The following is a 22261-nucleotide window of genomic DNA, read 5'->3' on the forward strand; positions in this document are numbered from 1 at the left end:
CATGGCATCGACCTATGTGCCCAAAGGATTGGGCTGGATCTACCGTCGCCGCAGCCTGGTCTTGCGGCGGTTCGAGTCGCTCGGTTTCGTGCTCGCCTTTGTCTGGCAGGTACTTTCGTCGATCCCCTCGACGCTCCAGCACTATCGCGACGAGATGCTGCGCATCATCTCCGATATGACCTGGGGCCGCGGCTCGGTCATCGTCGGCGGCGGCACGGTGCCGATGATGATCGTGCTCGGCCTGGTGATGGGCGCGTCGGTCGCCGTCGAATCGTTCACCATGCTGAACATGCTCGGCATGGGCCCGGTCACCGGCATCGTCTCCGCCTACGCCACTACGCGCGAGCTCGCGCCCATCGCCGCGGCCATCGGCTTCGCCGCGCAGGCCGGCTGCCGGATCACCGCCGAGATCGGCTCCATGCGCATCTCCGAGGAGATCGACGCGCTCGAGGCGATGGGCCTGCGCTCGGTGCCGTTCGTGGTGACCACCCGGGTGATCGCCGGCGCGATCTCGATCGTGCCGACCTTCCTGATCGGGCTGATCCTGGCGTACCTGTCCTGCCGTGGGCTGATCACGCTGGTGCACGGTCAATCCGGTGGCGTGTACGACCATTACTTCTTCCAATTCGTGTCCGGGTTCGACGTGGTCGCCGCAGTGATCAAGGTGGCCATCTTCGCCACCGTCGTCATCCTCATCCACAGCTACTACGGCTTCTTCGCCACCGGCGGACCGGAGGGCGTCGGCATTGCCTCCGGCCGCGCGGTGCGCGCCTCATCGGTGGCGATCGTGGCCATCGACATGGTCCTCACCATCGTGCTGTGGGGCTTCAACGCGACGATCAGCTTTACGGGGTAACGGCGATGCCGAAGTACGGAATGCCCGGAGTGGCCATCGACAAGCACCAGACCCGGCTGGTCGGCGTGATCGCGGTCGGCGTGATCATCGCTGTCTTGGCGGTCACCGTGCTGTATCGGGAGTTGCGCTCCGACAACGGTTTACAGATCACCCTGCACACCGAGCAGATCGGCGACGGCGTGCTGGCCGGCACGCCGGTGCGGATGGACGGCGTGCAGGTGGGCACGGTCGCCGCGATCGCACCGGACGAGCAGGGCACGCAGCGAATCACCCTGCGGCTGAACCCTGCTCAACTGCACGGCCTCGACGACAGCATGCGGGTCGACTACGCGCCGGCCAACCTCTTCGGCATCAGCGAGATCGGCCTGCGCCGCGGCTCCGGCGGGTCCGCGCTGCGCGACGACAGCGTGATCGACCTGACCGGCAGCCACACCGACGCGGTGTTCGACGCCACCATGGGCAGCATGCTGCGCAGCCTGTCGCAGACCGGCGACTCGGTGCTCACCCCGCAGATGGCCACGGTGATCAGCCAGGTCTCGCACAACATGAAGGCGTTCACCCCGCTCGCCCAGTCGATCATCCAGGTGGCCCAGATCGTGACCGACAACCAGCGGATGCCGCCCTCGGAGCTGGCGGGCCGGCTCGGACCCGCGTTCTACGGCGCCGGTGATTTCGCGGGCGCCAACGAGCTGATGGTGTACATCCTGCGCAATATTCCACGGCTGCAAGGCAATCGGGACGCGTTCGACGCGGGCGTGCGGATGCACACCGACCGGCTGCTGCCCGGCATCGCGAACCTCGGCGGCGCGCTCGGCGGCGATCTGTCCGGCGTCACCGACATGCTCGCCCCGGTACTGCAGTTGCTCGCACAGATGGTGCCGCAGCCGCGTCAGTCGGGCGCCGACCTCACCGAACTGCTGCGCCGCCTGCGCGCGTCGATGCCGGACACTGCGAACGGTCCGGTGTTGAACGCCGAGATCGATGTGAGCGGGGTGCCCGTACTGGCACCGCTGTTGGGTGGTGCTCGATGAACGTACGTTCCGCCGCATGGCGGCTCGCCCTGTTCGCGGCGGTGATGATCGGGGTGCTGTTCATTGTCTGCACGGCGATCAAGCGGCCGGTCGCCGGCCCGACCGAACAGCACGCCGCGCTGTTCACCGATGCCAACGGCCTCAAGGTCGGCGACGACGTGCGCATGTACGGCGTGCAGGTCGGCAAGGTCGACGGACTCTCCCTCGACGGCACGCAGGCGCGAGTCCAGTTGTCGCTGAAGACCGATGCGCCGATCTACGACAATTCGAAACTGGCCATCCGCTATCAGAACCTGACCGGACAGCGCTATGTCGACCTGCAGCAACAGCCGCAGCCGGGCAAGCGCATCCCCGGCGGCGCGACCGTCGGCGCCGACCACACGGTGCCCTCGTTCGACGTGACCAGCATGTTCAACGGCCTGAAGCCGGTGCTGGCGACCATCTCGCCCGAAGAGATCAACCAGTTCAGCGCGAGCATGGTCGCGCTGATCGAGGGCGACGGCAACGGGATCGGGCCCGCGCTGGCGGCCATCGACAAGCTCGCCGCGCACGTCAAGGACCGCCAGACGGTGATCGACAAGGTGCTGCAGAATCTGTCCGATCTGCACGAGACGGCAGGCGGCAAGATCCACTACATGGTGCCGATCCTGGCCCGTTTGGCCGATGTCATTTCCGGCCTGCAATCCAATATGACCGGGCTGGCCCAGTTCGCGGCGGCCGCGCCCTCGGTGCTCGGGCCGCTGAACAACCTGTTCGACGCGCTCGGCCTGCAAAGCCCGGACGACGTGGACGCGTTGATCCACAAGATCTTTCCCGATCCCGCGCAGGCCCTCGAGGTATTCGACAAGCTGCCAGGGCTGCTGGCCGGGTTCGACGCGGCCATCCCTAAGTCGGGCGCGACCGGCTGGAAGCCGCAGTGCACCAAGGGACAAGCCGATGTGCCGCAGGTATTCGGCGTGCTGATCGCAGGACAGCAGGTGGCGGTATGCGCTGGTTGAGCAAGATCTTCGGCGATCGCCGGGTAGTCGGTGAGTCGGAAAAGAAGCGGCGCGAGATCCGGCTGGGGCTGATCGGCGTTGCGCTGGTGGCGATTCTGGCCATCGGGGTAGGCGTGCTGTTCGTCGTCCCGTTCGGCAAGAAGACCTACACGGCCGAGCTGTCCGAGGCGCAGTCGGTGAAGTCCGGTGACGATATCCGCGTCGCGGGGATCAGCGTCGGCACGGTGAAATCGCTGGAGCTGAAACCGGATCGGGTGCTCATGCGCTTCACTGTCGACTCCAACGTGTTCGTCGGCGACCAGTCCACCCTCGACGTGCGCATGCTCACCATCGTCGGCGGCAACTATGTCGCGCTGTTCCCGTCGGGGACGAATCCGTTGGGCAGCAAGCACATTCCGACCGACCGGGTCCGGCTGCCGTACAGCCTGGTGCAGACCTTCCAGGACGCGGCCGAGCCGCTGCGCAAGATCGACGGAGATACCTTGCGGCGCAACCTCGCCGCGCTCGGCACCTCCGTGGCGCAGGCGCCCGACACGTTGCGCACCACCCTCGACAGCCTCAACAGCTTCGTCGACGACCTCAATCGTCAGCACGTGATGATCTCCAAGGCGATCGCCAACGCCGACGAGTACACCACGATGTACGACGGCGCCAAGGGCTCGCTCGGCAAGCTGGTGCAGGCCACCAACCTGCTGGAGGACCTGGTGCTCAGCAAGCGCGCCGAGCTGGCCGAGGGCATTCGGCTGTTGAAGCAGGTCATCAGCAAGGCCGCGGCGATCGCGCCGACCTACGCGCAGGCCAAGCCGAAGCTGCAGCCGCTCTTCGACGCGCTGCCGCGGATGGAGGAGCTGCTGAATCGGCTGGATCCGGTGATCGGCTCCGTGCAGGACATCCAGCAGAAGGTGTCGGCGATGGTCATACCGGACGGTGGCGTGACGGTCGATCAGTCCGGTCAGACCATCACCGCGCCGCCCGACGCGATCGCGCGGGTGTGCGTGCCGCTACCGGGGAGGGATTGCTGATGTTGCACAAGGTCCTCGGCTCACGGGCGTTCATGTCGGTCTCGGGCGCCGCCGTCGCGGTGGTGCTGGTCGTGGTCGGTTATTTCATCGCCTTCGATCCGCTGAAGAAAACCGAGAGTTACTGCGCGATCATGCCGGACACCGTCGGCCTGTACGTCGGTAATCAGGTGACCATGCGCGGCATTCCGGTGGGCAAGGTGACTTCCATTGCTGCGCAGGGCAAATCGGTGAAAGTGGAGTTCGCCGTCGAGGCCGACAAGCCGGTGTACGCCGACGCGGGCGCCACCACGCTGGCCGACAGCATCGTTGCGGCACGGCAGTTGGCCGTGGTGTCGAGTGGCAAGAACACCGCGCGCTGGAACTCGTCGCAATGCATCACCAAGACGATGACGCCCAAGAGCGTCACCGAGACATTGAACGCCGTCGCGCAGCTGTCGGCGGAGATCTCCGGCCCGGACTCCAAGACGCCCAACGCACTGGCCAACGGCTTGTCCCAGTTGAACGCCGCCACCGCGGGCACCGGCCCGCAGATCAACGCGATCATCAACCAGCTGAGCGGCGCCATGGCCTCGCCCGACGCCGACATCGCGCACCTGGTCGGTGTCTTCGACGCCTTCTCCTCGGTCGGTAAGAAGGTCGAAGAGCATTGGGGCGACATCGAATCCATGTTCACCCGGTTGGCGCCGGTGCTCGTCACGGCACGCGAAGACCTGCTGCTGCCGGGTGCGGATGTGATCGATGGTCTCGCGCAGCTACTTCCGGTGCTCAACGACCTCACCACGGCCTTCGGCGGCCCGCTCGGCAAGGCCCTCGATTTCACCGTGCCGCTGGTGAAGTTCCTGCGCGCCAGGGTCGGCTCGCTGGCCCAGGTCGTGTCGATGATGCCGGTGCTGACCGACGCGTTCCGCTCGGTCGGCAACTCCGGAATCGCTTACGCCCCACCGAAGGTCGCGATTCCACAGCCGAATGCCGACCTTGTCTGCGCGGCGGCGAATGCCATTGCGCCGGGGCACTGCACCGCTGATGGCGGTCTGGTGAAGGTCGATATGGCGGCCCTGGTGTTCGGATCGGCAGGTGTGCGATGAAGTTCCATCGAGACGAAACGGGTCGGTTGCACATCGTATTTCAGCGCAGCTACGAAAGCCCCAAGGGCGGTGCGCGTTTCGTTGCCGGTCTGGCAGTGGTCATGGCGGCCGTGCTGCCCGCCGCGGGCTGTGCCTTCGATCCCTCGTCGGTTCCCGTGCCCGGCGCCGAGGTCTCCGGTGCCACCTACAACATTCGGATCCAGTTCGAGAACGTGCTGAATCTGCCCGCCCGCGCCAAGATCATGGCCAATGGCGCGCAGGTCGGCACGGTTTCCGATGTGTCGGTGGTGGATTCGGCCAAGGCCGGTGGTCGTGGCGGCTATGTGGTTGTCGACGCCCGCATCTCGAAATCGGTCCGGCTCCCGGCGGCCACCCGCGCCGAACTGCGGCAGAACACCGTGCTCGGCGATATTCATCTCGCGCTGCTCACGCCGCCGAACGGCTTCGACAAGCTGCTGCCGGAGAACGGCACCATCCCGCTGTCGCAGACGAAACCACCAGTGCAGCTGGAAGATACGATGGCCGCGCTGGCCACCTTCACCCAGGGCGGCGCGGTGCAGCAGGTGCAGGACACCATCGAGCAGCTCAACGACGTACTGCCCAAAGATGTCGGCCGGACCGCGCAGATCGGCAAGACCATGTCCGACGACGCCGTCGATCTGGGCAATCACCTGGACAAGCTCGATTCGCTGCTCGACGGCATCGACAACAATTCCAATGTCCTGCACGAGATTCGGCCGCAGCTGGCTCAGTTGCTGACCCAGGAGTCGGTGGATCAGATGAACGGCATCGCGCCGTCCATGATCGGGGTGACCAAGATCTTCAACCAGCTCGGTCCGATCGGCACCGAGCTCAGCTGGCTCGGCCCGTTGCTGAAGAGCGCCGACGGTACGGTGCAGGCCTTCCTGCCCTTGCTGGCCTCGGCCCGGCCGCTGGATCTGAGCCAGCCGTCGAATCTGCAGACTTTGGTTTCGCTGATCCGCGACAAGATCATTCCGTTCGCCGAGCGCGGCCCGAAGGTGAACGTCGTCGGGGTCAAGACCGACGGCGCGGCCGCGGTGCCCGTGCAGGACCAGACCGATCGAATCATCCAGACGCTACGCATGATCGGAGTCGTCCGATGAAGCTCGGGCACCTCGCCTCGCTGGGCGGCATCGCCGCCATCATCGTGCTCGGCGCGGGTTATCTGACCTTCGGGGTGGTACGGGTCGATCCGCTGGCCGACTACACCCACGCCAGCATGGTGCTCGCCAACTCCGGTGGGCTGGCCGTCGGTTCGCCGGTGCTGCTCACCGGCATCGAGGTGGGCCGGGTCAACTCGGTGACCAACAGCGTCGGCGGAGTCGAGGTCGGCATGAAGCTGGTCGCCGACCGCCGGGTGCCCACCGACAGCGTGGTCACCATCGAACATCTGTCGGCGCTCGGCGAGCCGTATGTCGAGTTCCGGCCGAATTCCGATGGCGGACCGTACATTCGGGACGGTCAGCAGCTGAAGACCGCGAATGTGCGTACGCCGCTGTCGATTCCGGAGGTCGCCAGGCTGGCCACCGCGACATTGAACCAGCTCGATCCGAAGGTGGTCGGCTCGCTGGTGAGCACGGCCGAGCAGTCCCTGGTCGGCACCGACGCCGCGATCCCCAACCTGGCGCGCTCGGGCGACCTGCTCGCCGCGGCCATCATGAGCCGCAACCCACAGATCGTCTCGCTGCTCAACAGCCTGCAGAACACGGCAACCAATATGGACTGGGTCGGCCCGTCGTTCAGCGCCGCGGCGCCCGAGTGGACCAAATTCGCTGAGGCCCTGAGCAATTTGGTCACCCATGTGGGCACGATGGTCGACGGCGAGCCGATCGATCAGTACACCACCGGCAACGGGGTCGCTCCGTTCACCGAGAAGACCATCGCCGCGTTGCGCGAGCTCCAACCGGAGCTGAGTTCGCTGGCGCCGATCCTGCGGCCCCTGGTCGACGCGACCGTCTCGGCCGCGCCGCGGATCGATATCTCAGCCCTGATCGCCCAGGCCCTCGCCGACGTCGACGCCGACGGCGCCGTCAAGGTGCGGGTCGCTATCAAGTAGGAAAGGAGGCCGCGATGTCGAACGACGTTGTGACCGAACCGAAGCCGACAGCCGACGAGGACCCCACCGCGGCCCCGCCCGCCAAGGCCGCGCGGACCGTGTCGATCCGCGTCTCGACCGTCGCGGTCGGTGCCGCGCTGGTGGCGCTGGGCGCCGCGACCGCGGTGTTCGCCGCGCTGTGGGTATCGGCGCGCGGTGACGTCAGCGATCGCGACGCCGCGGCCGCCGCCGACAAGCACGCCGAGCAGGTCGCCACCGACTACGCGGTCGGCGCCTCCAACATCAACTTCCAGGACGTCAACGCCTGGGTCGCCAAGCTCAAGACCAACACCACCCCGCAGCTGGCGGGCAAGTTCGACGCCACCGCGCCCAAGCTGCAGGACATCCTGGTCCCGCTGAAATGGACCTCGACCTCGACTCCGATCACCGCCAAGGTGATGAACACCGACAACGGGATCTACAAGGTGAACGTCTTCCTCAACGTCACCTCGACCAGCGCCCAGACGCCCGAGGGTGCGCAGACCACCGTCACCTACACGGTGAATGTGGATCCGAACAACGGCTGGAAAGTCGCCGACGTCGGCGGGGTGGCGGGCGCGCTGCCCAAGCAGTGACCCGCATCGGCAAATCCGGACGACGGAGGTAGCCAGCAAACGAGTTTTACCGGTAGCTAATTCTCGTAAATGGCCTCTACCTGCATAAATGAAATTCCCATAATTCGAGCATCGATACAGCAACCTTCGGGTAGCGTGCCGTGAAGATCAACATTCGTACCGACATTTCCCTGTCCGACAGTGAAGGCGGTTTCGATGGTGACACCCGGCGGCAGTCACGAACCCGAGGACAGCCCCGACAATCGCGGCCTGGTCATCGCGGCGGTACTCGCCTCGGGGCTGGTGCTGGTGGTCGCGGTCGGGCTGCTGTTGCGGTCGGGTGAAGACTCGAAGGACGACAAGGCGTTGTCCTCGACGCCCTCCGCGAGCCTGTCGACCAACCGCGACCCTGCGCCCGTCCAGCTGCCGAACCGGGTGAGTCCGGGACCGGCGACGCCGGTTGCTCCGGTGCCGCAACCCGTGCGCAAGATCGGTGACAACTGCTCGGCGGGCGGCATCGCCGCGCAGTGGGATCTGCGCCGCGGTCAGTGGGCCTGTGTCCCGCAGGCACAGGTCGGGGACGTGCACCGGATCGGTGACGACTGCTCACACGACGGGATCGTGGCCCAGTGGGGGCGGGGACCCGACGGTCGCTCGGTCTGCCTGCCGCAGGGGCAGGGGCGCGACGAGCACGCGGTCGGTGATGATTGCTCGCACGACGGGATCGTCGCGCAGTGGTCGTTGACCTCGGATGGTCAATGGGTCTGTATCGCGCAAGACCAGGGTGCGGGTCCGTTGCCCGCTCCGCTGCCTGTCTATCCGGAGCCGCCGACGAATCCCGGGCCGCCCGCGAATCAGGGGCCGCCGCCTGCGAACCCCGGACCGCCGCCCGTGAATCCGGCACCGCCGCCGGCAAATCCGGGAGCGCCGCCTGCGAACCAGGTCCCGCCGCCTGCCGCGCCGGCACCGTTGCCCGGCGTTCCCGGCCCCAATTAGGACGATCGAAAATCGATCGACACAGCTGAGATGCTCGTTGTCGTGACTGTCGTGCCCGCGTTGTTCGCCACCCGACCAGCCGACCAGGGGGACGCACCGTCGATGAGGTGAAATTGGCTGGACACGGCTGAGAGGCTCGATGGGTGAACATTGTTCCTGAGTTTTTCGCTGAGCGCCTTGCCAGGAATGAGGGGCAGGAGGCGCGGGACTTCCTGGACCGGCTGCCCGGGCTGGCCGAGGAGTACCTGCGGCGGTGGCACCTGAGCCTCGATGGTCCCGCTATGCATGGCTATGCCGGGTTGGTGCTGCCTGCCACCAGGGCGGACGGCAGTGCGGTCGTGCTGAAACTGAGCCTCATGACGCCGGAGACCCGCGACGAGCCGCGCGCGCTCGCCGCCTGGGACGGCGTGGGCGCGGTGCGATTGCTGGACAGCGAGCCCGAACGCGGCGTCCTGCTGCTCGAGCGCCTCGATCCGACCCGGTCGCTGCTGACCGAACCGATCGACGAGGCCGTGCGGATCGCCACCGGCCTGCTGCGCCGCCTCGCGATTCCCGCCGCGTCCGGTCTCAGTCGCGACCTGCGGCACGAGGCCGAGCGATACGCCGCCGAACTTCCCGAGGACTGGGCGCGCCTCGGTGAGCCGTTCCCGCGCAAGCTGCTGGACGCGGCGGTCGATGCGTGTAATCAGTTGGGCCCCAGCGCAGCCCGACTGCTGGCCAACGAGGATCTGCACTACGAGAACGTGCTCGGCGGGACCCGCGAGCCCTGGTTGGTGATCGATCCGCAACCGCTCATCGGCGATCCCGAATTCACCACCCTGTCACTGATCTGGAATCGCCGAACCGAGTCGTCGATCGACGATCGGTTCGCTGCGATCGTCGACGGCGCCGGCCTCGACGCCGATCGCGCCAGAGCGTGGACACTCGTTCGCGCGCTGCGCAATTGGCTGGACTTCGTGGACGACGACGATCTCGACGACGACGGCTACTTCGCGGTGCAGGACATCGCGCCGTGGGCATTGCGCTGAGTCTGCTTGCTATGCGGCGAAATTGGGCACGACGAACCGTTCGACCCGCGCACGCTCCGTGGCGGGATCGGATGCGGGCCAAAACAACAGTGACAGCACCACCCGGACGATCCACTGCCCTGCGGCGGGGTCGGCGCTGGCGATTCCGCTGAGGGCGCACCTTGACTCGCCACCTGACGCCGCGCACGAATCATCAACTCGCGCACTGAATTGCTGGCAATTCGGTGCGCTGCGGAATAACCCGTGCGCGGCGGTCAGTGCGGGTGCTGGGCGGCGTATCTCGCGCGTTCGAGCGCGCGCCGCCGCGTGCGTTCGGGGCTCTCCAGATCGGTGGGGAGTCCGTGCTCGGCCAGGCGGTGGGCGCGGTTCATCGGCATGAAGGCCGCCGTGTAGAACAGTGCGAGGAGCATGGCGAGCAGCACCATCGAACCGCGTAACCACAGTTCGCCGGGGAAGAGCAGGAAGACGACGAACAGCGGGGTGAACGGGATCATGCCGCGCACGATGTGCCGGCTGGTCGCGTGCTTGCCTGCGAGGTCGTTGCGCACCCAGTCGCTCATCGAATCGGGCAGGCGGCGCCCGAATGCGTAGCCGATCCACTGGATCGGGTTGGGCCGCCGCGTTTTTCGGGTCATGCGCCAATCTCCTAACGGGTGTTGCGAATTGGGCTAGACCGACAGGGACCTGCGCGCGGCCTCGTTGACGCGAGTGAGCACCTCGCGCAGTTCCTCGAGATCGGCGAGGGTGACGCCGAGTCGCTCGACCACCGCGGGCGGGATCCGCTCTGCCTGCTTGCGCATCGCGACACCGGCCTGGGTCAGGTTCACCACCAGGTTCCGTTCGTCGCGGCTGTCCCGCTCGCGAGTGATCAGCCCGGCGCTCTCCAACCGCTTGAGCAGCGGCGACAGCGTCGGCGAGTCCAGCTGGATCGCCTCGGCGATCGCCTTCACCGACATCGGCGCCTCGCCCCACAGCGCGAGCATCACCAGATACTGCGGGTGGGTGAGCCCGAGCGGCTCCAGCAGCGGCCGGTAGACGCCGAGTACCGCGCGATTGGCCACGGCCAACGCGAAGCACACCTGCCGGTCGAGCTGCAGCGGATCGTCCATCTGGGCCTCCTGTCGAACTGCCATCAAGATTAACGCACAAACAGTTAGCGCATGAAGTATATGCGCGACATCACGCCGAAGAAGCGTGGTTCCGGCGCCGGTGATTATTAGTTTGAGACCCATGCACCACGACACCGGCCGCATCCACGAGCTCGACGCCGTGCGCGGATTCGCCCTGTGCGGAATTCTGGTGGTCAACATCTGGCAGCTCACCGACATGGCCGAGGTGCGCGCACCCGGCGAGATGGTCCCACTGCGACACTTGCTCTCGGTCCTGTTCGAGGGCCGTTTCTTCCCGATCTTCTCGTTCCTGTTCGGCCTGAGCTTCGCGCTGTTCCTCAACCGCGCGGCGCAACGCACCGATCGCCCCCGCCTCATCCTGATCCGCCGCCTGGTCGCCCTCGGCGTTCTCGGCCTCGTCCACCACCAATTCCAACCCGGCGAAGCACTACTGCCCTACGCACTGGTCGGCTTGGTGATCCTGCTCCCCGCAACGAGCCTGCCGCGCTTGGCAATCCTGGTCGCCGGCCTCGCCGCCACCATCGGCGTCGCCCTAACCCTCGGCGGCGGCCTCGCTCTCGTACCAGGCCTTTTCCTCCTCGGCCTGGCCGCCGACCGCTACGGCCTCGCCGACACCCTCGACGAACGCACCTGGCAACTCACCGCAGTCTTCGCCCTAGCCCTTCCCGCCGCAGTACTGACAGCGATGTGGGAATACCGCACCCCCTACCTGGACCTCCTGGTCAGCACTGCACCCCCGATAGCAGGCCTACTAGGCGCCCTCACCTACCTGACCGGCCTACTACTCATCCTCCGCACTGAAACCGGCGCAGTCCTCTCCGAGGTACTCGAACCAATGGGCCGAATGGCCCTCACCAACTACATCTCCGCAACCGCCCTGATCCTCCTGGCCGAACCCCACCTACACCTATCCGGCTCTGACAAATACGGCATCCTCCTGTGCCTGGCCGCCGCCATCATCACCATCCAGGCAATCACCAGCTGGGCATGGCTGAAACTCTTCTACTACGGCCCGCTCGAATGGCTCTGGCGCTGCATCACCTGGTGGGAACTAGTCCCCGCCCGCCGCACACCAGAACCCGTCCGATACCGCTGACCTACCACGGGTCAGCCGAGCTTCACCGGCAGTGTGAGCGGTCCTCGATGTCGGAAGCCCGAGCGCCAGTCGATGTCTCGTTCGTCGACGGTTAGTGCGGTGCTTGGCCAGCGGGTGAAGATGCGGTCGAGGGCTGTGGCGGTGAGGGTGTGGACCAAGGCGTTGCCTAGGCAGGCGTGGAGGCCGTAGCCCAGGCCGAGTTGCGCGTGCGGGGCGCGGGTGAGGTCCAATTCGTCTGGGCGGTCGAAGATTTCGGGGTCGTGGTTGGCCGAGGCGAGGCACAGGAGGACTGTTTGGCCGGTGCGGATGTTTTGGCCGCCGATGGTCAGGTCGGTGGTGGCGAAGCGTGGGCCGGCCAGGACCTGGGGCGACAGGTAGCGCAGCAATTCGTCTACCGCGGAATGCTTTTCCGTCGAGGTGCGCAGGATCCGCAGCTGGTCTGGGCGGTCGAGCAGGGTCAGCACCGATCCGGCGACCAGGTCTACGAGGACCTCGTACCAGACGAAGAGTAGATAGAACAGCAGACCGGCGAGCTCGTCGGCGGACGGTGCGCCGGTATCGTCGTGCGTGGCGACGAGTCTGCCGAGCAGCGTGTCGGCACGCGTTGCCCGCGCCTGTTCCGTTGTCGCGGTGATGATCTCGAGCATGGTGGTCAGGGTGTCTCTGGCGCGCGGGGGAGTGGCCGAGGCGAGCAGCGTCGAATTGGCCCAGCCGAGCAAGCTTTCGCGTTCGGCCTCGGCCAAGCCGAGGAGTTCGCCGAGTACGGCGGCGGGGAGCGGGACGGCCAGTTGCTCGACGAGGTCGACTTCGGTGCCCGAATCCAGTTCTTGCAGAAAGGAATCGATCAATCCGGGAGCTAGCTGTGTCCACTCTGTCAGCCGTCGCGGCGAGAGTTCGCCCGTCACGATCCGGCGCATGCGCGCATGGTCGGCAGGCTCGGCCAGGACGAGCGTGTCCAATGGTTTCGGAAGTGCGAAACCGCGATAGTCCTCGCCGACTGCCCGGCGAATGTCGACCGGCAGCCGGTCGTCCAGCAGCCCCGCGCGTACATCGCGATACCTGGTCACCAGCCACGCGGGCGGCCCATCCGGCGTCCGAATCCGGTGCACCCCACCGTCGGCTCGCAGCCGCTCGAGCGTCGGCCACGGATCTGCCGCGAATCCGGCAGCGAATACGTCCGTCACCCGATCATCATCTCGCATGCGCGCCAAGACTTCTCGATGGTCCGATACCGGCCGCCGACAGGTAGTTCGCTATCGACTGGCAATCGCGGCGGCCTCGGTACGGCGCGCCGGGCGGGCAACTCCGGACCGGCATCGCAGACTGGACGGTCATGGACCAGTTGGTGCTGATGTTCGTCATCTTGTTTGCCGCGATCTTCGCCGAGCCGCTGGGTAAGCGGCTCGGGGTGGCGTCGGCGGTGCTGATGACGGTGTTCGGGTGTGTGGTGGCGCTGGTTCCGTTCGCTCCGCGGATCGACATCCCGCCGGATTTGATTCTGCCGTTGGTGTTGCCGCCGCTGTTGTACGCGGCGTCGCGGCGGACCTCGTGGCGGCAGTTCGCGGAGAACTGGGGCTTGATCGCCTTGCGTGCCTTCGGCCTGGTGATTGCGACGGCCGCCGCGGTGGCCGCCGTGTTCCATGCCTGGTACCCGGCGTTGCCGATCGCGGCCGCCGTCGCGTTGGGTGCGTTGGTCGCACCACCCGATCCGGTCGCGGCGACCGCATTGGCGGGCAGTCTCGGCTTGCCGCGCCGCCTGGTGGTGGTGCTGGGCGGGGAGGGGCTGTTCAACGACGTCACCGCCATCGTCATCTATGGCGTTGCGGTCCAAGCCGTGGTCACCGGCAAGTTCTCCGCGCCGCACGCCGCCGCGGAATTCGTCATCTCGGCGGTGGTCGCGATCGCCGTCGGGCTGGTGCTCGGCTGGGCGGGCAGCCGGTTGACCAACTATCTCGCGGAGGCGACCTGGCAGGTGGCGCTGAGCCTGCTGCTGCCATTCGCCGCCTATGGCCTCGCCGAGGCGTGGCACGGATCCGGTGTGCTCGCCGTGCTGGTCTGCGCGTTGTATCTGACCGACGCCGTCACCGAGTTCGCCGACTCGGACTACCGGCTGGTCGGTGCCTCGTTCTGGGACATCATCGAAATGTTGTTGAGCGGCTTCGCGTTCGGCCTCATCGGCCTGGAGCTCGGCGCGGTACTCGATGCGACGGGCCATGATTGGCCGAAACTGCTCGGCGGTGCGGCCGCGGTGGTCGCCGTCGTGGTCGCCCTCCGCCTGGTCTGGCTCCTCACCACCTGGGCGATCGGCCGAGCCTGGTGGCCCAACGCGGATGAGCCCTACACCTGGCGGGAGACGGTCGTCACCTGGTGGGCCGGGATGCGCGGCGTCGCGACTGTCGCGCTGGCGCTGGCTATTCCGTTCGTCACCGACGACGGCAAGGACTTCCCCGGTCGCACCGAAATACTGTTCACGGCGTTCGTCGTCGTCCTGTTCACCCTGCTGCTGCAGGGACCGACGCTGCCGCTCGTCGTTCGACTGACCGGTGTGCACGCGGACACGCAGAAGGAGCGCGAACTCGAACGCCAGCTGTGGGAGCGGGTGATCAAGGCGGAGATGGCCCGGCTGAAAGAGATTGCCGCCGAACAAGATCTACCCGAGGACGTCTACGAGCGACTCCGCGACGGCTTCCGCCAACGCATGACGCGCGCCGACCCGCAGGCCGCCGACGCCGATGCCAAGTCGGAAGTCGCACGAAACGTGAAGCTGGCCAAGAGGTTACGCGGCATCCGCGAGGACGTTGTCGAAGCGGGTCGCCGCGAAGCCCTCAACGCCCGCCGCGAACCCGGCATGCCACCGGATCTCGTGGACCGGGTAACCAGGCGTCTCGATCTGGGTAGGCGCTGAATCCGCCGTCAGCGAGTTGGCCAGGCGGACAACAAGATCAGCTGGCGGCCACGCCGGTATTGCGGATCGCCTCGAGCACCTCGTTATAGGTGAGGTCGGAGTTGACCGTGGCGGACTCGGACGGCACGTTGATGTCGACGTAATCGACGCCGTTGACGCCGCGCAACGTGGACTCGATGGCGGAGGCGGACTCGTGGGTGACGTTGGGCAAGGAGAAAGTGTACGAACTCATGACCATCGAATAGACCGATTCGACGGCGGTAAACGCCGGCGAACAGTCGAGTTCGATTCCCTACGTTTGGTCGTCGTGTCCCCGGGAATAGCCGGGATGTCATACAACTCGACACAACAGGATTGTCATGATCATCATCATCGGGCTCGTCGTCTTGATCGCAGCAGTGATCGTCGGAGTCGCCGGCGTGGTGGCCAACAACGGCGAAGCCAACTTCCTACCAAGTGATTTCGCCGTTTTCGACTACCACTTCCACGGCTCCAGCGGTTTGCTGTTCGGCTACGGCATCGTCCTCGGCGCCATCGGCACGGCGGGTCTTGCTCTCCTGCTGACCGGTGTCTGGCGGGTGTCGCGCCGCAGCATGGCGGCACGTCGCGAGCTCAGGCAATCCCGCCGCGAAATGGCGGCGGTCCGGCGCGATCTAGCGGGCGGCACACCGCCGGTCCGCAAGGAGCCCGTACCGCAGCCGCACCGCGAACCCGTCTGGAGTCGGTTCGTGCGCCGTCCGGCCACGACTCCCGCCGGAGACACACCGCGCGCCGCGAGCACGCCTCGCGTGCAGGCGCCGGCGTCGAAATAGTCATCGAGAAAAGGAAATACGACCATGATTGTTCTCGGACTTGTCCTCCTCATCGCGGGGTGGCTGCTCGGAATCGGATTGCTCACCACCGCAGGCGTCATCATCCTCGTCATCGGCCTCGTGCTGATGGTCGCCGGATCGGTGGGCCGCCCGGTCGGTGGTCGGCGCTGGTATTACTAGGTGCCGATCATGACCAAGTTCGAAGACAGAATCGCGCACCAGGTGCAGGCCGCCAGGGGCAATGCGAAGAAATACCTCGGCCGGGCGATGGGAAATCGCCGCCTGGAATCCGAAGGGCGTCGAGAACAAGCCGGCGGCAACGTGAAACGCGCCGCGGACAAACTACGGGCCGCGTTCAAGCGCTGACCTGATGGCCGGTGTTGACCGGGGGCAAGCCCCTCGGTCAACACCGGCCCTGACGCTTTCCACGCGTCCTGCCAGTAGCCCACGAGTGCCGCACTGGCCGCGCGGCAGCCTCAGCCGCGGAACGCCGCGATCAGTGTGTTCGTCAGGGTATCCAGGTAATCGGGCCTGGTCGGCTGGCCGCCCATCAGCTGCCGCCAGAACAGCGGGGCGATGCACAGGTCCAAGGCGAGCTCGGTATCGAGGTCCGCCGGGAGTTCGCCCCGATCGATCCCGCGCCGCAGCAGCTGCCCGACCTTCTCGCGCCGGCTGTGCCCGACGGCCTGCAATGCGTCGGCGACCGCAGCCGTGCGGATGCCCTCGGCCAGCAGGTCGGGGATGATCCGCGCGGCCAGCGGATGGCTGAAGCCACCTGCGGTCACCTCGAGAAACGCCCGCAGATCGCCGTGTAGCGACCCGGTGTCGGGCACCTCGGCGGCCGCCACCGCGACCTGCTCGACGAGCGCGAGCACCATCTGCTCCTTGGTCGCCCACCGCCGATACAGCGTCGGCTTGCTGACGCCCGCGCGCCGCGCGATCCCCTCCATCGTCAGCTTGCCGTAGCCGACCTCGGCCAACTCGGTGAACGCCGCGCTGGTGATCGCGGTGGTGACCTGTGGCTGCAGCACCGCGGCCCCGGCGGGGACGCGCTTGCGGTCGGGGCGGGTGTCTGTCATGTCTGCATCCTAACAACGTCGACACGGTTGCGTTTCGTCGTTGATCGTCGTACCGTTCTTCTCGTACGACGAAACGCAACCGTATCGACGTTAATAGCGAGGCAGAACCATGAAATTCCTCTTCGACGACGAGTCCTTCGACTTCGAGGCGCTGCGCGCGGCCGGCTTCGCCAGCTACGGCGGCGCCGAGCTGGGCGAGGTGCTGGCCACCGCGAGCCGGATCACCGACGGCGACGAGGCGGCCTGGCTGCGCGAGTGGCGCGCCACCGCCGAGCGGGTGCACGCGATCGGCGCCGACTGCCTGGCGAAGGGCCGCAGGGTCAGCGCCCGCCAGGCCCTACTGCGCGCCTCGAACTACTACCGCACCGCCGAGTTCTACCGCCGCGACAACCCGGCCGAGGACGCCGAGGCCCGCGACCTGTCCAACCGATCGCGCGAAACATTCGCGCAGGCAGCGGAATTGTTCGACACCCCGGTGCGCTCGGTGTCGATTCCGTTCCAGGACACCGCCCTTCCCGGCTACCTCTTTCTCGTCGACGATTCCGGCGCGCCGCGCCCGACGGTGATCTTCAACAGCGGCTTCGACTCCACCCTGGAGGAGGCCTGGTTCGTGCTGGCCGCCGCAGCGGTCGAGCGCGGCTATCAGGTGCTCGCCTTCGACGGCCCCGGCCAGGGCGCGGCGATCCGCGAGCAGGGCCTCACCTTCCGGCCCGACTGGGAGGCCGTCATCACCCCGGTGGTCGACTACGCGCTCAGCCTGCCGGAGGTGGATCCGGCGCGAATCGCGTTGTACGGCTACAGTCTCGGCGGCTACCTGGTCGCCCGCGCCGCCGCCTTCGAGCACCGGCTCGCCGCGCTGGTGCTCAATGACGGTCTCTTCGACTACCACGCGGGCAACATGAACTCGCTGCCCGAGTTCCTCGCCAAGTGGGTCGAAGCCGGACGTGACGCCGAAGCGCTCCCGGTCATCGGAATGGTCATGGCATTCAGCACCACCGCTCGGTGGGCACTGCGCAATGGCACCTGGACCTTCGGCGCCGACTCGCCTGCCGACTATGTCCGCAAGACCAAGCCGTACACGTTGGACGGCGTCGCACACCAGATCAACTGCCCGACACTGGTTTTGGACGCCGAGAACGATCTTTTCTTCCGCGGTGAGGCGCAGCGCGTCTACGCGGCGCTCACCTGTCAGAAGGAGCTGATCGTCGGTACGAACGCCGAAGGGGCGGGCGCACACTGCCACATGGGCGCGATGCTGCTGACCAACCAGCGGGTATTCGATTGGCTCGACGCCACTTTCGAGGCGCAGCCGGTCGGTGCCGTTGCCTGACCGTCGATTCGCTCGGGATCTGATGTGCTGGAAATCCCCTCCAGTGCATCAGATCCCGGCGACGCCCGCCAGTTGCCCGATGCCGTAGGTGACCGCCATGGCCAGCGCCCCGCCGATCACCACGCGCAGCACCGCCCGGCCGTGCCCGCTGCCGCCGAGGCGGGCACTCACCGAACCGGTGGCCGCGAGCGCGACGAGCACCGCGGCGAAGGTGATCGGAATCCGCACCGAAACCGGCGGCAGCAGGATGGCGAGCAACGGCAGCAGTGCGCCGAGCGTGAACGACACCGCCGAGGAGACCGCCGCCTGCCACGGGTTGGTCAGCTCGTTGGGATTGAGCCCCAGCTCGGCCTCGGCGTGCGCGGTGAACGCGTCGTGCGCGGTGAGCTCCTCGGCGACCATGCGTGCCGTGGCCGTGGACAGTCCCTTGCGCTCGTAGATACCCGCCAACTCGGCCAGCTCGAACTCCGGCTCGTCGCGCAGCTCGCGCCGCTCCTTCGCGAGCAGGGCCCGCTCGGAATCGCGCTGCGTGCTCACCGACACATACTCGCCGACCGCCATCGAGATCGCGCCCGCCGACAGTCCCGCGATGCCCGCGGTGAAGATGGCGCTGGTACTCGTCGTCGCCGCGGCGACACCGACCACCAGCCCGGCCGTGGACACGATGCCGTCGTTAGCGCCGAGCACCCCGGCGCGCAACCAGTTCAGCTTGGACGCCAGCCCCTCGGCGTGGGGCTCGTGCGGGTGCGCGCCTGCGGGTTCGCTGGTCGTTTCGTCCATGAGGCGAAAGACTAGGCGAAGTTCGGCCGTCGAGCTGTGAGCCCGCTCAACATCCCGGCGACAAAAACGCCCGCAGGTAGCCCGCCGACTGCCTGAGGTACATCCACGCCCAGAACCGCAGCCCCGAATCGCTCGGGCTCGCCACCATGGTGAGCTCGCCGTCGAAGCATTTCGACACGATGTAGCGCGCCCGCGACACATGCGGGGTGTAGGTCACCACGATGATGTGATGCCAGCCGTAGAGCTGCGCCCGCCGCCGGATCTCGTGCGCCTCGCCCTCGGTGGTCCACGGATCGGGGACGAAACAGCTGACGGTGAAGTCGAACTTCCCCGCGCAGTACTTGTCCATCTCATGGTCGTCGAGGCCGGTGGACCGCGAAATCAGCAGCGTGGGAGCGTATCCCCGCTCGGCGAGGTCGAGCCCGACGTCGAAGCGTTCGTAGGCGGTGCCGCCGAGCACCACGATGGCGTCGGCCTTACGCAGTGGATCGGTTTGCGGATAGACGTACACCGGCAGACCCGCGAGCCCGATCAGCACGACCAGGCCGAGCAGGGCTCCGAAGAAGATTCCAGCTCGTCGCAGCCCGGTCACCAGCCCGACGATACCGAAATCCTGGCGGAATACTGACGCGCTTAGGTAAGTTTCATTCCATAGAATGGAGTTTCTGACGATTGTAGGCGGAACATCGGCGTCAAACGGATCAGAAGCATGACGTGGAATGGAGCAACTCGTGGTGGAAGCGCCCCTGGTCGAGCTGTTCGACCAACTGGTGCGGGTGGAGATCCTGCTGTGGAACGCCGTCGAGCGCCGGCTACGTGACGACCATGCGATGCCGCTGCCCTGGTTCGAAATGATGCGGGTCGCCGACCGGCCCGGCGGGGCGCGGGTGCGGGATATCGCCGAGGCGATGACCATCACCGAGGGCGGGGCCAGCAAGGTCGTCGACCGGGTGCAGGCCGCGGGCCACGCGGAACGGCAGCGCGACCCCGCCGACGGTCGCTCGTCGCGAATCACCTTGACGCGCAGTGGTGAACGCCTGCTGCGTGCGGCAACGGCGACAGTCGAGGCCGAACTCGCCGAGCGGATCGGCGCGGTGCTCGGCACCGATTCCGTGGACCGGCTCGACGCCACCCTGCGGCTGCTCCGCACCGCCAACCTGTCTGCCGCACCGACGGCGGAGCTCGAGAAGGAGTGATCGAATGTCCGCGCTTCCCACCACTATGCGGGCTGTCGTACTGGACGGCCCAGGCCCATTGGCGGCCTTGCAGATAAGAGAGCTACCTGTCCCGCAGCCACGGCAGGGGGAGGTGCTCATCCAGGTGAAGGCGTTCGGCCTCAACAGATCCGAACTACACACCAGACTCGGTCTGGCGGAAGGTGTCACCTTCCCCCGGGTGCCCGGCATCGAGGCGGCCGGTGTCGTAGTCGCCTGTCCCACTGGCGAATTCGAGGTCGGCCACCAGGTCGTCGCGATGATGGGTGGCATGGGCCGGACCTTCGACGGCGGCTACGCCGAGTACACCTGCGTCCCTGCGGCCCAGGTCATTCCGTTCACCAGCACACTGGACTGGTCCACCCTCGGCGCGGTCCCCGAGATGCTGCAGACCGCCTACGGCTCGCTGACCATCGGGCTCGATGGCCGACCGGGCCAATCGATCCTGATCCGCGGCGGCACCTCCTCGGTCGGCGCGGCCACCGCGATCCTCGCCAAACAGCGCGACATGGTCGTCTTCGCGACCACGCGGAATCCGGCGAAGGCCGACGCGCTGAAACAACTCGGCGTCGACCACGTGCTGATCGACACGGGTACGGTCGCCGACCAGGTCCGCGACATCAGCCCCGGCGGTGTCGATACCGCCCTCGAACTCGTCGGCACCCCAACCCTGCCGGATACCCTGCGCGCCACCAGGATCCAGGGCGTGGTCTGCTTCACCGGCATGCTGTCCAACGAGTGGATCGTCGAGAACTTCTATCCCCTCGGCTATCTCCCGCAGGGCGTCCGTCTCACCGCCTACGGCGGCGACGCGAGCGACCTGCCCGCCGAGGTGCTGCAAGACTTCATCGACGCGGCCGCCGACGGGCGGATCACCATCCCCATCGACCGCGTCTTCACCCTCGACCAGATCCAGGAAGCCCACGGCTACATGGAATCCGGCGCTGCCACCGGCAAACTCGTCGTCGCGCTCTGAGCGTCGGTATCCCAGCTGATGCGGTAGTCGAACATCCAACTCAACGGCGCGACACCGGTTTTGGCAGCCTTCTTCAGGAAGTACGGGGTGAGCAGGCGGACGAGCAACCGGCCGAACCCGTTGGACGCCTTGTCGCCGCTGGTCTCCGCGCCGTGCCGGACGACACGTTCGACCCGGTCGCGGCGACGGGCCTCGTACTCCGCCAAAGCGGCGGCGGTATCGGGGACGTCGCGCAGGCAGATCGCCAGTGTCACCGCGTCTTCCACCGCGATGGCGACTCCCTGACCGGACGAGGAGGCCACGGCGTGCGCGGCGTCGCCGACGATGACCATGTTGTCGTTGTGCCAGGTGTGCACCGAGGGCATGTCGTACTGGTTGAAGCCGGGGACGAAGGTGTGATCCGGCGTCGCGCCGACGATCCGGGCGGCCGGGGTGTTGTCGACCAGCAGTAGCTCGACGAGCTGATCACGCCACTGCGACACGGACGTGCCGGCGGACTCCGCGCGCGAAAGTTCTTCCGCCCGTGGCACATTGGCGAACCACCAGATTTCACCGTCCGGCGCGACCAGGTAGCCGAAGAACACCTTCTTGCCGAAGATCATGCTGTAGATGCCCGGCCGGAGTCCGAGTTCGGCGTACAGGGCCCGGTTCGTGACGAATCCGCCGAGCCCGTAGATGCCGAGGTAGTGCGTCTCCGGTGCGGTCGGATCGATGATTTCCCTGGTGCGGGAGCGGATTCCGTCGGCGCCGATCAGCACGTCGGCGTCGATCGTGCTGCCGTCGGCGAACCGGGCGCTGACCCCGCCATCGGCGGTCGGCGTCGCGTCGACCAGGCGCTTGCCGTACTCGTAGCGCACGCCGCGCCGCGCCGCCTCGGCATTGAGCGCGCGATACAGGTCGCGCCGCTTGACGCTGTGCGTGGTGGTGCCGTCCGGCAGGGTGCCGCCGATCGGCATGTCCACGATGTGCTTGCCGCCGCTGGTCGAGAACGACAGCGTGCCGGTCGGATGTCCCGTCTCCGTCACGACGCGCTCGGCATCCAGTAGCGACAGCGCCGACAGCCCGTTCACCGCGACCGTCAGGTACGCGCCGATCTGCTCGGCCGCCGCCTCCTGGTAGGCCTCGCAGACGATCGGCTCCAGCCCCGCCTGCCGCAGCGCCATCGCCGTGACCGGCCCGGCGATCCCGCCGCCGATGATCAACGCCTTCTTCATGGTGTGCCTCCGAAGTTCTGCTACGCCCCTGATGTATCT

General features: G+C 66.9%; 26 protein-coding genes. 18 read left to right on the top strand and 8 right to left on the bottom strand.

The window, feature by feature from the left end; genetic code table 11:
• Position 1 precedes the first annotated feature (1 nt).
• The 10 genes from ABZ942_RS37415 to ABZ942_RS37460 all read left to right on the top strand — a co-directional run bounded on the left by ABZ942_RS37415 (position 2) and on the right by ABZ942_RS37460 (position 9686).
• Positions 2-856, top strand: a complete 855-nt coding sequence (locus ABZ942_RS37415; protein WP_357390677.1) for an ABC transporter permease — start codon at positions 2-4, stop codon at positions 854-856.
• Positions 820-1887, top strand: coding sequence for an MlaD family protein (locus ABZ942_RS37420; protein ID WP_357390679.1), 1068 nt, complete (start codon positions 820-822; stop codon positions 1885-1887). Before ABZ942_RS37415 ends, ABZ942_RS37420 begins: the two co-directional genes overlap by 37 nt.
• Positions 1884-2885 (top strand): MlaD family protein, encoded by a 1002-nt coding sequence (locus ABZ942_RS37425; RefSeq protein ID WP_357390681.1) that lies wholly within the window; start codon positions 1884-1886, stop codon positions 2883-2885. Before ABZ942_RS37420 ends, ABZ942_RS37425 begins: the two co-directional genes overlap by 4 nt.
• Positions 2873-3907 (top strand): MlaD family protein, encoded by a 1035-nt coding sequence (locus tag ABZ942_RS37430; protein WP_357390682.1) that lies wholly within the window; start codon positions 2873-2875, stop codon positions 3905-3907. The genes ABZ942_RS37425 and ABZ942_RS37430 overlap by 13 nt, the downstream gene beginning before the upstream one ends.
• A complete protein-coding gene (locus tag ABZ942_RS37435; RefSeq protein WP_357390684.1) occupies positions 3907-4992 on the top strand; it encodes an MlaD family protein in 1086 nt (361 codons plus the stop codon). Before ABZ942_RS37430 ends, ABZ942_RS37435 begins: the two co-directional genes overlap by 1 nt.
• Positions 4989-6116, top strand: coding sequence for an MlaD family protein (locus ABZ942_RS37440; RefSeq protein ID WP_357390686.1), 1128 nt, complete (start codon positions 4989-4991; stop codon positions 6114-6116). Before ABZ942_RS37435 ends, ABZ942_RS37440 begins: the two co-directional genes overlap by 4 nt.
• Positions 6113-7069, top strand: a complete 957-nt coding sequence (locus ABZ942_RS37445) for an MlaD family protein (RefSeq protein WP_357390688.1) — start codon at positions 6113-6115, stop codon at positions 7067-7069. The genes ABZ942_RS37440 and ABZ942_RS37445 overlap by 4 nt, the downstream gene beginning before the upstream one ends.
• A gap of 14 nt (positions 7070-7083) precedes the next feature.
• Complete coding sequence (locus ABZ942_RS37450; protein WP_357390690.1) at positions 7084-7683, top strand: hypothetical protein; 600 nt, start codon at positions 7084-7086, stop codon at positions 7681-7683.
• A gap of 195 nt (positions 7684-7878) precedes the next feature.
• The gene (locus ABZ942_RS37455) at positions 7879-8658 is read left to right on the top strand and encodes a hypothetical protein (RefSeq protein ID WP_357390691.1); all 780 of its coding nucleotides are present in this window, start codon (positions 7879-7881) and stop codon (positions 8656-8658) included.
• Between the two features lie 143 nt (positions 8659-8801).
• Positions 8802-9686: an aminoglycoside phosphotransferase family protein gene (locus ABZ942_RS37460; protein ID WP_357390693.1), complete on the top strand. Its 885-nt coding sequence runs from the start codon at positions 8802-8804 to the stop codon at positions 9684-9686.
• Between the two features lie 254 nt (positions 9687-9940).
• On the opposite strand, the gene ABZ942_RS37465 is transcribed toward ABZ942_RS37460, so the two are convergent.
• Positions 9941-10321, bottom strand: a complete 381-nt coding sequence (locus ABZ942_RS37465; RefSeq protein WP_357390695.1) for a DUF5313 family protein — start codon at positions 10319-10321, stop codon at positions 9941-9943.
• A 33-nt stretch (positions 10322-10354) separates the two neighbouring features.
• Positions 10355-10795 carry a MarR family transcriptional regulator gene (locus tag ABZ942_RS37470; RefSeq protein ID WP_357390697.1) on the bottom strand — a complete coding sequence of 147 codons (441 nt, stop codon included), beginning with the start codon at positions 10793-10795 and terminating at the stop codon, positions 10355-10357.
• A 121-nt stretch (positions 10796-10916) separates the two neighbouring features.
• Here ABZ942_RS37470 and ABZ942_RS37475 point away from each other — a divergent pair, with 121 nt between their 5' ends.
• Positions 10917-11912 carry a DUF418 domain-containing protein gene (locus ABZ942_RS37475; protein ID WP_357390699.1) on the top strand — a complete coding sequence of 332 codons (996 nt, stop codon included), beginning with the start codon at positions 10917-10919 and terminating at the stop codon, positions 11910-11912.
• An 11-nt stretch (positions 11913-11923) separates the two neighbouring features.
• Here ABZ942_RS37475 and ABZ942_RS37480 read toward each other — a convergent pair whose 3' ends face one another.
• Positions 11924-13096 carry a cytochrome P450 gene (locus tag ABZ942_RS37480; RefSeq protein WP_357390701.1) on the bottom strand — a complete coding sequence of 391 codons (1173 nt, stop codon included), beginning with the start codon at positions 13094-13096 and terminating at the stop codon, positions 11924-11926.
• A 149-nt stretch (positions 13097-13245) separates the two neighbouring features.
• Here ABZ942_RS37480 and ABZ942_RS37485 point away from each other — a divergent pair, with 149 nt between their 5' ends.
• Entirely contained in the window at positions 13246-14817 is a 1572-nt protein-coding gene (locus ABZ942_RS37485; protein ID WP_357390703.1) for a Na+/H+ antiporter, read from the top strand.
• Between the two features lie 37 nt (positions 14818-14854).
• Here the strand turns inward: ABZ942_RS37485 and ABZ942_RS37490 are convergent, their stop codons facing one another.
• Entirely contained in the window at positions 14855-15049 is a 195-nt protein-coding gene (locus ABZ942_RS37490) for a heavy metal-associated domain-containing protein (RefSeq protein WP_357390705.1), read from the bottom strand.
• Between the two features lie 127 nt (positions 15050-15176).
• On the opposite strand from ABZ942_RS37490, the gene ABZ942_RS37495 reads away from it, so the two are divergent.
• Genes ABZ942_RS37495 through ABZ942_RS37505 form a run of 3 tightly spaced genes read left to right on the top strand, consistent with a single transcriptional unit; the run spans position 15177 to position 15995 of the window.
• Positions 15177-15629 carry a hypothetical protein gene (locus tag ABZ942_RS37495; protein ID WP_357390707.1) on the top strand — a complete coding sequence of 151 codons (453 nt, stop codon included), beginning with the start codon at positions 15177-15179 and terminating at the stop codon, positions 15627-15629.
• 24 nt (positions 15630-15653) lie between these two features.
• Positions 15654-15809: a DUF6131 family protein gene (locus tag ABZ942_RS37500; RefSeq protein WP_357390709.1), complete on the top strand. Its 156-nt coding sequence runs from the start codon at positions 15654-15656 to the stop codon at positions 15807-15809.
• A gap of 9 nt (positions 15810-15818) precedes the next feature.
• Complete coding sequence (locus tag ABZ942_RS37505; protein WP_357390711.1) at positions 15819-15995, top strand: CsbD family protein; 177 nt, start codon at positions 15819-15821, stop codon at positions 15993-15995.
• Positions 15996-16105: 110 nt separating this feature from the next.
• Here the strand turns inward: ABZ942_RS37505 and ABZ942_RS37510 are convergent, their stop codons facing one another.
• Entirely contained in the window at positions 16106-16708 is a 603-nt protein-coding gene (locus ABZ942_RS37510; protein WP_357390713.1) for a TetR/AcrR family transcriptional regulator, read from the bottom strand.
• Between the two features lie 109 nt (positions 16709-16817).
• On the opposite strand from ABZ942_RS37510, the gene ABZ942_RS37515 reads away from it, so the two are divergent.
• On the top strand, positions 16818-18038 hold the full coding sequence (locus ABZ942_RS37515; RefSeq protein ID WP_357390715.1) for an alpha/beta fold hydrolase: 1221 nt from the start codon (positions 16818-16820) through the stop codon (positions 18036-18038).
• A gap of 48 nt (positions 18039-18086) precedes the next feature.
• Here ABZ942_RS37515 and ABZ942_RS37520 read toward each other — a convergent pair whose 3' ends face one another.
• Positions 18087-18818, bottom strand: a complete 732-nt coding sequence (locus tag ABZ942_RS37520) for a VIT family protein (protein WP_357390717.1) — start codon at positions 18816-18818, stop codon at positions 18087-18089.
• Positions 18819-18864: 46 nt separating this feature from the next.
• Entirely contained in the window at positions 18865-19410 is a 546-nt protein-coding gene (locus tag ABZ942_RS37525; RefSeq protein ID WP_357390719.1) for a YdcF family protein, read from the bottom strand.
• A 139-nt stretch (positions 19411-19549) separates the two neighbouring features.
• Between ABZ942_RS37525 and ABZ942_RS37530 the strand changes: the two genes are divergently transcribed.
• Positions 19550-20014 carry a MarR family transcriptional regulator gene (locus tag ABZ942_RS37530; protein ID WP_357390721.1) on the top strand — a complete coding sequence of 155 codons (465 nt, stop codon included), beginning with the start codon at positions 19550-19552 and terminating at the stop codon, positions 20012-20014.
• Between the two features lie 4 nt (positions 20015-20018).
• The gene (locus tag ABZ942_RS37535) at positions 20019-21008 is read left to right on the top strand and encodes a zinc-binding alcohol dehydrogenase family protein (RefSeq protein WP_357390723.1); all 990 of its coding nucleotides are present in this window, start codon (positions 20019-20021) and stop codon (positions 21006-21008) included.
• Here the strand turns inward: ABZ942_RS37535 and ABZ942_RS37540 are convergent.
• On the bottom strand, positions 20960-22222 hold the full coding sequence (locus ABZ942_RS37540; RefSeq protein ID WP_357390725.1) for an NAD(P)/FAD-dependent oxidoreductase: 1263 nt from the start codon (positions 22220-22222) through the stop codon (positions 20960-20962). The two genes, ABZ942_RS37535 and ABZ942_RS37540, sit on opposite strands and share 49 nt — an antisense overlap.
• Positions 22223-22261 lie beyond the last annotated feature (39 nt).

Source organism: Nocardia sp. NPDC046473 (assembly GCF_040645995.1).
In the GTDB taxonomy this organism is placed as follows: Bacteria; Actinomycetota; Actinomycetes; order Mycobacteriales; family Mycobacteriaceae; genus Nocardia.